Raw genomic sequence first — 8,759 nt, forward strand, 5'->3', positions numbered from 1 at the left:
ATATAAGCATAATTTAAAAGTTTAAAAGTGAAGTTAGCCCTTTAGCTAACTTCACTTTTGTCTGATACTTCACTTTTAGTGACATTAGCTGATTCAAAAGATGCCATTTCATTTAGGAATCTAACAGCAGATTCAATAATTGGATATGCAACAGCTGCTCCTGTTCCTTCTCCTAATCTCATTCCTATATCAAGTAATGGATCAGCTCCTAAATGTTCAAGCATTATTTTATGACCACGTTCACCTGATTTATGAGTAAATATACAGTATTCAAGTATGTTTGTATTCATCTTGGCAGCTGTTAATAATGCTGATGTGGTAATAAAACCGTCTATCAATAAAATCATGTCTAATTCAGCTGCCTGGAGCATAGCGCCTGTCATCATTGCTATCTCAAAGCCGCCGAAGGTTTGTAAAACTACAAATGGATCTTTGTCTACAAGATTATTGTTAGACAAAGCCTGTTGAAGAATTTCTCTTTTTTTTCTAACTTTCTCATCATCTAAACCTGTACCGCGACCTGTACATTTTTTAATTGGTATTCCACAAAGTAGGCTTAGTAACATAGTTGCAGGTGAAGTATTGCCTATACCCATTTCTCCAAAGCCAACAATGTTGCAGCCTTCTTTATTTATTGTTTTAACTATATCTGCACCTTTAGATAATGCTTCAATACATTGCTCTTTTGTCATTGCAGGACCATTAAGGAAACTATTAGTTCCATTTGCAACTTTTACATTTATCAGGTTTGGATGGGGATCAAAGTCGGATTTTACCCCTGCATCTATAACTTTTATGTCTATTCCATGTTGTTTTGTGAATATGTTGATACCAGCTCCACCGTTTAAGAAGTTAAGAACCATCTGGTAAGTTACTTCTTGAGGATATAAGCTGACACCTTCTGTAGCGATACCATGATCTCCTGCAAATACTAACATAATCGGTTTTTTTAGTTCAGGAGTTAGGGTATTTTGTATACATCCTATCTGTAATGCCAATTCTTCTAGTCTGCCTAAAGCTCCTAGCGGTTTAGTTTTATTATCAATTTTATGTTGTAACTTGGCATGTAATTCTTCTGATACGGGTTTAATATCAAAATTTATCATCTTTAAGTCTCCTTTATTATAGTTGTAAAAATTAGTTATATAAAAAGTATAAAGACAGGAATTTATATCAGGATTCCTGCCCTAAGTCTTAATATTATTCATACTCAATCTCCTTTCTTGTGCTCGCAAGAGTAAGAGCTTCATACAAATTGGTATCCTGGCTTAGATTCATTGAATCAATACAGTTGCGACACAGCTACGGCTTTTCACCTGTATTTCCCAAATTGTATTTATGTGCAATAAGTTTTGATAAATTTATCTTATTTATATTATTTTAAAAAGTCAATATAAAATACTGAGAGAGATTGTGTATTTGGAGGAAGATTTGCTTTATTTTTACTAGTACTTTGACACAATAATTTATCTCCCTAGACTTATGGGACATTCTACTAGATATTATGAATGATAATTATTTGTCTTACAAAATTTTTAGATGATGAATTATATAGGATTAATATTAATATTTTTTAAGGGACTTAAATGCTTTTGACAAGGAAGATAAATTAACTTTTAAAAATTTAAAGTCAATTTTATTGAAAATTGACTTTTATTATTAATAACTAGTAATATAAAAACAAATTCAATAAGTACAAATTGGGAAATTCGGTGTAAATCCGAAGCTGTGCCGCAACTGTATTGATTCAATGAATCTAAGCCAGGATACCAATTTGTATGAAGCTCTTACTCTTGCGGAGCACAAGAAAGGGGATTACAAGATGAATAATAAATTACCTTAGTAACAGGATCAAGTATTTGCTCCTGTTTTTGGCGTTTTAAGGTAGGAAATAAAGTATTTTGAGGGTTATTATAATTTTGGGAGAGCGAATATGCTAAAAAATTGTTTTTTATGTAATTTCCATAGGGGAATTCAAACAGCATTTATTTTACTTGTATTAGTTATTTTAGCGGCACCAAACCAAGTTTTTGCAGAAGAAATACAACTTCAATCACAAGAAGTTGCAGTTCCTTATGAATCTATAGCTTTTTCTGGTGAAAAGACTTTAGAACTAGATAAAACCAAAATTAATCCTGAAACAGAAGGGGCAATAAAGGAAGTACAAGACTTGAAAGGTACAATTCAGGCAGTAGAAGAACAACCCAGTCGACTAAAGGGTTGGTTGACTGCACCACATATGACTGGAAATATGGGAGGTCTACGCTCCAGATTAGAACAGCAGGGGGTTTCTTATAATGTTCTATATTATAATGATAACTTTAAAAAAGGTTATGGTGGATTAAATCATCAAAGTGGAATCAGATACCATGGACTAGTTGATATGTCAGCTTCTTTAAATACTGAAAAAGCAGGTTTATGGCATGGTGGTACTTTCTTTATTCAAGCACATAGTAAGCACGGACATACTTTAACCCAAAATATTCTTGGAGATCTTCAGTATTATGATAATACTGATTTACCTAGAACTAATCTTCTCAGTCAATATTGGTACGAACAGAGCTTAATTGATAATCACTTAAAAGTAAAATTAGGTAAGCAAAACGCCTGTTATGATTTTGTTATGTTACCATCTGCCCTAAATATGCTTAATGTTTCACAATCTCTGATTCCTACAGTACCAATTCCAGCATTTCCTAATCCTGGACTAGGTGCAGTAGTAACTGTAAATCCAACAAATAATATTTCTCTTAGAACTGGCATGTTTGATGGTAAGCCTAATGCTGAACATCGTAGCTTTAAGACTACATTTGATGGCAAAGACGGTGCTGTAATGATTGGTGAAGCCAGAATAACTCCATCAATAAAAGGCCATCCAGGTACTTACTTAGCTGGTTATTGGTATCATAACGGCAATATTGATGAAGTCTCTCCTGATACTACTTCATCAAGAAAATTCGCTAGTAGTTATGGCGGCTATGCATCTTTTGAACAAATGCTGTTTAAAGAAAACAGTTATAACGATGGTCAAGGATTTTTGGTAAGCGGCCAACTTGGATGGGCTCCAAATGACAGAAAAATAGTTTCCAGATATTATGGTGCCAGTTTACAATATAAAGGCTTAATCCCTAAACGAAACCAGGATAAAGCAGGTGTAGGCATGTCAATGGCAAAATTAAGCAGTAGAAAGAAAGCTATAGACGGCAGTACTAAAGAAACATCAATGGAATTATTTTATACTGCACAAATAACACCATGGCTTGCTATACAACCTGATATGCAATTTGTACTTAATCCTGGTGGTAAGGGCAAAGATGCAATGGTATTTGGTTTAAGAACATTAATTAATTTTTAGTTTGCCAATTAAAGGGATTCTTTCCATAGTTCAAGAAATAATATACCTGTATCAGTTTTATAAATAGCGAGCACGAAATAATAAGAAAATACTTTAATTGAAGGTAAAAGTAATGAAAGCGTTAGTTTTAGAGGATATCCGACTATTAAAAATTAAAGATATTCAAATTCCAAAACCTAAAGAGGATCAAGTTTTGCTAAAAGTATCTACCTGCTCATTATGTAGAACTGATGCAAAAATGTATCAGCAAGGTCAACGAGACTTGGTTTTACCAAGGGTCTTGGGTCATGAAATTTGTGGGCAAATACAAGAAACCGGAGAAAAATTCATAGTCTGGCCAGGTAATTCCTGCGGAAATTGTGAAATGTGTAAGACAGGACAAGAAAATCTATGCGATCAAATGCAAGTGCTTGGATTTCACTGTGATGGTGGCCTTGCTGAATTTGTTTCTGTATCTAAAGAATCTCTTTTTCCTGTTCCGACAGGTCTATCAGAAGACGTTGCCTGTATGGCTGAATTGCTGGCATGTGGGATTAATGCTGTAGAGCAGTCCGAAATTTCTGCGGGTCAGCCAGTCTTAATATATGGTGGCGGTGCTGCTGGATTGCTCTTAGCGTTAGCTGTATATGAAAAAGGTGCTAAGCCATATATCATCGAAAAAAATATAAATAAGTTACAACGTAGTCACGATTTTCGACTATCTATAGGAATAAAAGATGTTGCAAGCAACAATGTGCAATTTGATGTGGTAATTAATGCAACATCATCCATTGAAGCTTTAATAGACGGAATATCAAGAACTAAGAAAGGAGGAATATACTGTATATTTAGCGGTTTTACCGGTGATAATCATATTCCTTCAAGGTTGATTAATGAAGTCCATTATAGACAACTGCAATTGGTCGGCGCTTATGGATGTACTAGTATTCAAATGAATACATCACTGGAGATTCTTGCTAGATATCAGGATTTGGTCAGACTATTAATTGAAGAAAAAATTGAACTTAAGCAGGTGCCAGAGGCATTAGAGAAAATCCTGTCAGGTCAGGTATTTAAGTTTATAGTTGAGTTTAAGTAATATAAGGAGAGTATGGATGTCTGAAGAAAAATTACGTGAGTTTGGTCGATTGATTTGTAATATTGCAGCTGGAAAATTCATGACCAGAGAAGAAGCCTGTGATGCTTATAGACAGGTTATCTTAAATGAACAGCCAGAATTGCAGCAAGGTGCTCTTCTTATGGCACATATTGCAAGAGGTCCATCAACAGAAGAACTATCAGGGGCATGGGATGCACTTGATATGTATGACACAGCTAAATTTGAAGCTAATATATCAGGCACTATATGTGACATTGTTGGGACTGGCTCAGATGCTTTAAAAACAGTTAATTGCTCCAGTCCTGCTTCAATTATTGCAGCGGCATGTGGAGTACCTGTTGCTAAAAAAGGTGCTAAAAAGGTTACTGGTGTTTCAGGAGCCACTGAAATTTTTCAAATATTAGGTATTGATATAGATACACCCGTTATGAAGTCAAAAGAATCTTTAGAAAAAGTTGGTTTTTGTTATCTTCCAGGTGAAGCATTCTTAAAATCAGGTTGGGCTCGTTTAATACAATCCATGCGTTTTACTTCTGCATTTAATATTATTGGTCCATTAACAAGACCTTGTGTTAATACAAGCAGTATTGTAATTGGGGCTTATGCTCCTCATATTTGTGATCAGCTAATTGCTGTTTTAAAAGAAATTGGAATGAAAACAGCAGTTGCCCCATATGGCTGGGCTTATGATATAGACAAAAATCAAGGCATGGATGAATTCTCAAATATTGGTCCAACAAGAGTTGTTGAATTAAAAGATTCAAAAATTGAAATTTATGAAGTAACTCCTGAAGATTTTGGAGTAAAAACTGTAAAATATGATGATATCGCTACTCGAAATTCAGCTCAAGATAATGCTAAAGTGATACTCGAAGTATTATCAGGACAATATGACACTCCTATAGCAGATTTATTCTGTATGAATGCCGGTGCTGCTCTTTATGTTGCTGGTTTTGCTAAAAATTATCAACAAGGTACAGAAATGGCAAAAGCAGTTTTAGCAAGTGGTAAAGCTTATGAAAAGCTGGAACAAATAAGAGAATTTCATAAAGCTAATCATACAGTTTGAAATTAATTGTAGATAAATTCTTAATAATCTTATTATCTATGCACAATTTTGGTATAATTATTTATACATTTTGTTAGCAGATAATAGAAATAATTGTAAAAATGTCCAAAAACTTTACGCTGGATCAATTAATAATGACAGGGGTCGACCATAAGCGTTGCCCTATAGAAATTAGAGAAAAAGTTTCTTTTACTCATATTAATATTGATGCAGCTTATGCAAAGCTTAAACAGGATAACACCATACAAGAGGCTGTTATCCTGTCTACTTGTAATAGAAGTGAGATATATGCCGTTGTCGATAATGTTGAAAAAGGCAAAGATTACCTGAAGAGCTTTTATTCTGCTTTCTTTAATGTAAATTATCAAGAAATTGAGGATTATATTGAAGTTAGATTACGAGATAATGTTGTCAGGCATATATTTGAAGTGGCATGTGGATTTCAATCACTTGTTTTAGGAGAAGATCAGATTCTTGGTCAAGTAAAAGATTCTTATAATACAGCTTTAAAGAATGAAGCTACAGGTAAGTTTCTTAATAGGCTCTTTATAGACAGTATTACTTCTGCTAAAAAGATAAAAACAATGACGGGGATCTCAGAAAATCAGATTTCTGTGAGTTCTATCGGGGTAAAGCTGATTGACCAGAAATTAAACGGTATATCTGGCAAGAGTGCTCTGGTGATCGGGCTTGGAGAAATGAGCAGAATAGCTGTTCAGAATATGCTTGATAGACAAATTGGCAAGATTTTTGTGACAAATAGAACCAGAAGAAAAGTCACTGATTTTGCTAAAGAGTTTTCTGGAATAATTGAAATTGATTTTAAAGATCGTTATGAGGTAATGGGTGATGTGGATATTATTGTCAGCTGCACATCTGCGCCACATTTTATAGTTACAAAAGAAATATTTTCTCAATATTACAGAAACCAGCCTATATGTATTCTTGATCTTGCTATTCCGAGGGATGTGGAACCTGATATTCAAGAAATGCCCGGAGTTGAGTTATATAGAATTGATGATCTTGAAAAAATCGCTCAGGAAAATATCGAAAAACGTCTTTCTGCCAAAGAAAAAGGCGAAAAAATACTAAATCATGATATTAGAAAATACATTAACTGGGTAGAAGAGGCTAAATTAATAGACATAATCGTCTCTATTCAGAACAATTCTCAGGAAATTATGTCTAAAGAACTTCAGGAATTGCGTAAAAAGTTAGATGGTATTGATGAAAAGCAAATGCAGATAATAGAAAAAGCGTTTTATAGTTTTGCAAAGTCTTTCACCCATCAGCCTATGGTTAAATTAAAAGAGTTTGTGAAAGAAAGTCCAAAATATGATAATTCTGACATTTTGGAGATAGAGGAAGATAAATAATGGCACAGTATTACCCGATAATGCTGAATATTACTGATAAAAACTGCATTGTAATTGGCGGGGGTAATATTGCTTGTCGTAAGGTAAAGTCTTTATTGGAATATAGTGCTCGAGTAACTGTTATAAGCAGTAATTTATGCAACGAACTTGAAAATCTTAAATATAAAATTAAATGGATATCCAGAAATTATGAGATTGGTGATTTAACCAATGCTTATCTTGTATTTGCTGCTACTGATAATCAAGAAGTAAATAAGCAAATATCCGAAGAAGCAAATAAGAAGGGTATTCCTGTTAATATTGCTGATATTCCTGAATTATGTGATTTTATAGTACCTTCTAAGGTAGAGCAGGGTGATTTGACTATTGCTATTTCTACTAATGGTAAGAGCCCAGCGTTAGCAAAGAAAGTTCGCATTGAATTAGAAGAAAAATATGGCTCACATTATGCTGAATTTCTTAATATTATGAGTGAAGTGCGACAACAGAGTATGCAAGAAATTCCAGATGGAGAAAAAAGAGAAGCTTTATATAACGAGTTAGTTTATTCAGATATATTAAATAATCTGAGAAAAGGTGAAGTAGACCTGGCAAGAAAAGAAGTTTACAATATTTTTGAGAAGTATAAAACTGAAAGATAGCTATGAAGAAAATTACTGTCGGAACAAGAGGAAGTAAATTAGCTTTAACCCAAACCGGTATGGTAATTGATGATCTGAAAAAAGCTCATCCCGGGCTAAAGGTTGATATTAAAATAATTACAACTACAGGCGATAAGATTCTTGATAAAGAGTTAAGTAAAATTGGCGGTAAGGGGCTTTTTATTAAGGAAATTGAAGAAGCATTATTAGCTAAAGAAATTGATTTTGCTGTGCATAGTATGAAAGATGTCCCTCATACCTTGCCTGAAGAGTTCCAAATAGGGGCTATTCTAAAAAGAGAAGATCCAAGAGATGTTTTAATTTGCAGAGATAATTATGATCTTAATAATTTGCCTGCTGGAGCACGAATAGGAACAGGTAGTTTAAGAAGGATGCTTCAGCTAAAGGCATTACGCAGCGATCTTGTATTCCTTCCAATTCGAGGGAATATTGATACTAGAGTGGGTAAGCTTGCGAGAAATGAGTTTGATGCTATAGTACTTGCAGCAGCTGGATTAAAGCGAATGGGCTGGCAAGGTAATGATGAGTTTTTAAAAACGTTTTTGAAAGAAGAGTCAAATATAGACTTTAATGTCAGCTATTTAGAATTGGATAAATATATTCCATCAGTTGGTCAGGGAGCTTTAGCGATTGAGCTTAGAAAAAATGATCAAGAGACTTTCAATATTGTTAAAGTTTTACATCATGAAATAGACGCTAAATGTGTCCTTGCTGAGAGAGCATTCCTGAAAGAAGTTGATGGAGGCTGTGAAATTCCAATTGGTGCTCATTGTAAAGCTGAAGGGAATCAAATAACTATAGATGGATTTGTTGGAGATGAAGAAAAAAATGAGATCTATAGAGATAAATTAATAGGTAATATTGATGATTACGACAAATTAGGGACACAATTAGCTAAAAATGTCTTAAATCTTCAGAAAAATAGTCAATAAGGGATAAAAATATGGAGAATAAAGTTTATTTACTGGGAGCCGGACCGGGTGATGAAGGATTAATTACTGTTAAAGGCTTAGAATGTATTAAAAATGCTGATGTAATTGTTTATGACAATCTAGTAAATGAAAATTTGCTCTCTTTTGCTAAAGATACAGTAGAAAAAATTTATGTTGGCAAAAAAATAAATCAGCATACGCTGGTTCAGGATGAAATAAATAAATTATTGGTGCAAAAGGCCAAAGAAGGTAAAACAGTAGTAAGA

General features: G+C 33.8%; 7 protein-coding genes, 1 pseudogene and 2 other annotated features (1 of these 10 running past the window's edge). Of the genes and pseudogenes, 7 read left to right on the forward strand and 1 reads right to left on the reverse strand.

What is annotated here, in order from left to right; all coding sequences use genetic code 11:
• Positions 1–41 precede the first annotated feature (41 nt).
• The gene (locus A2255_07750; protein OGI20963.1) at positions 42–1,106 is read right to left on the reverse strand and encodes a nicotinate-nucleotide--dimethylbenzimidazole phosphoribosyltransferase; all 1,065 of its coding nucleotides are present in this window, start codon (positions 1,104–1,106) and stop codon (positions 42–44) included.
• 129 nt (positions 1,107–1,235) lie between these two features.
• Positions 1,236–1,380: a binding site (cobalamin riboswitch), on the reverse strand.
• Between the two features lie 285 nt (positions 1,381–1,665).
• Positions 1,666–1,793 (forward strand) — a binding site (cobalamin riboswitch).
• Between the two features lie 140 nt (positions 1,794–1,933).
• Between A2255_07750 and A2255_07755 the strand changes: the two genes are divergently transcribed.
• The 7 genes and pseudogenes from A2255_07755 to A2255_07785 form a co-directional block, all read left to right on the forward strand.
• Positions 1,934–3,355, forward strand: coding sequence for a hypothetical protein (locus tag A2255_07755; GenBank protein ID OGI20964.1), 1,422 nt, complete (start codon positions 1,934–1,936; stop codon positions 3,353–3,355).
• Between the two features lie 112 nt (positions 3,356–3,467).
• Positions 3,468–4,433, forward strand: coding sequence for a hypothetical protein (locus A2255_07760; protein ID OGI20965.1), 966 nt, complete (start codon positions 3,468–3,470; stop codon positions 4,431–4,433).
• Positions 4,434–4,449: 16 nt separating this feature from the next.
• The gene (locus tag A2255_07765) at positions 4,450–5,523 is read left to right on the forward strand and encodes an anthranilate phosphoribosyltransferase (GenBank protein ID OGI20966.1); all 1,074 of its coding nucleotides are present in this window, start codon (positions 4,450–4,452) and stop codon (positions 5,521–5,523) included.
• A 134-nt stretch (positions 5,524–5,657) separates the two neighbouring features.
• Complete coding sequence (locus tag A2255_07770; protein ID OGI20967.1) at positions 5,658–6,899, forward strand: glutamyl-tRNA reductase; 1,242 nt, start codon at positions 5,658–5,660, stop codon at positions 6,897–6,899.
• Positions 6,899–7,540 carry a hypothetical protein gene (locus tag A2255_07775; GenBank protein OGI20968.1) on the forward strand — a complete coding sequence of 214 codons (642 nt, stop codon included), beginning with the start codon at positions 6,899–6,901 and terminating at the stop codon, positions 7,538–7,540. The genes A2255_07770 and A2255_07775 overlap by 1 nt, the downstream gene beginning before the upstream one ends.
• 2 nt (positions 7,541–7,542) lie before the next feature.
• On the forward strand, positions 7,543–8,493 hold the full coding sequence (locus A2255_07780) for a hydroxymethylbilane synthase (GenBank protein OGI20969.1): 951 nt from the start codon (positions 7,543–7,545) through the stop codon (positions 8,491–8,493).
• 11 nt (positions 8,494–8,504) lie between these two features.
• Positions 8,505–8,759: pseudogene (locus A2255_07785) on the forward strand (hypothetical protein) (it continues 1,187 nt past the right edge of the window).

This window comes from Candidatus Melainabacteria bacterium RIFOXYA2_FULL_32_9, assembly GCA_001784615.1.
In the GTDB taxonomy this organism is placed as follows: domain Bacteria; phylum Cyanobacteriota; class Vampirovibrionia; order Gastranaerophilales; family UBA9579; genus UBA9579.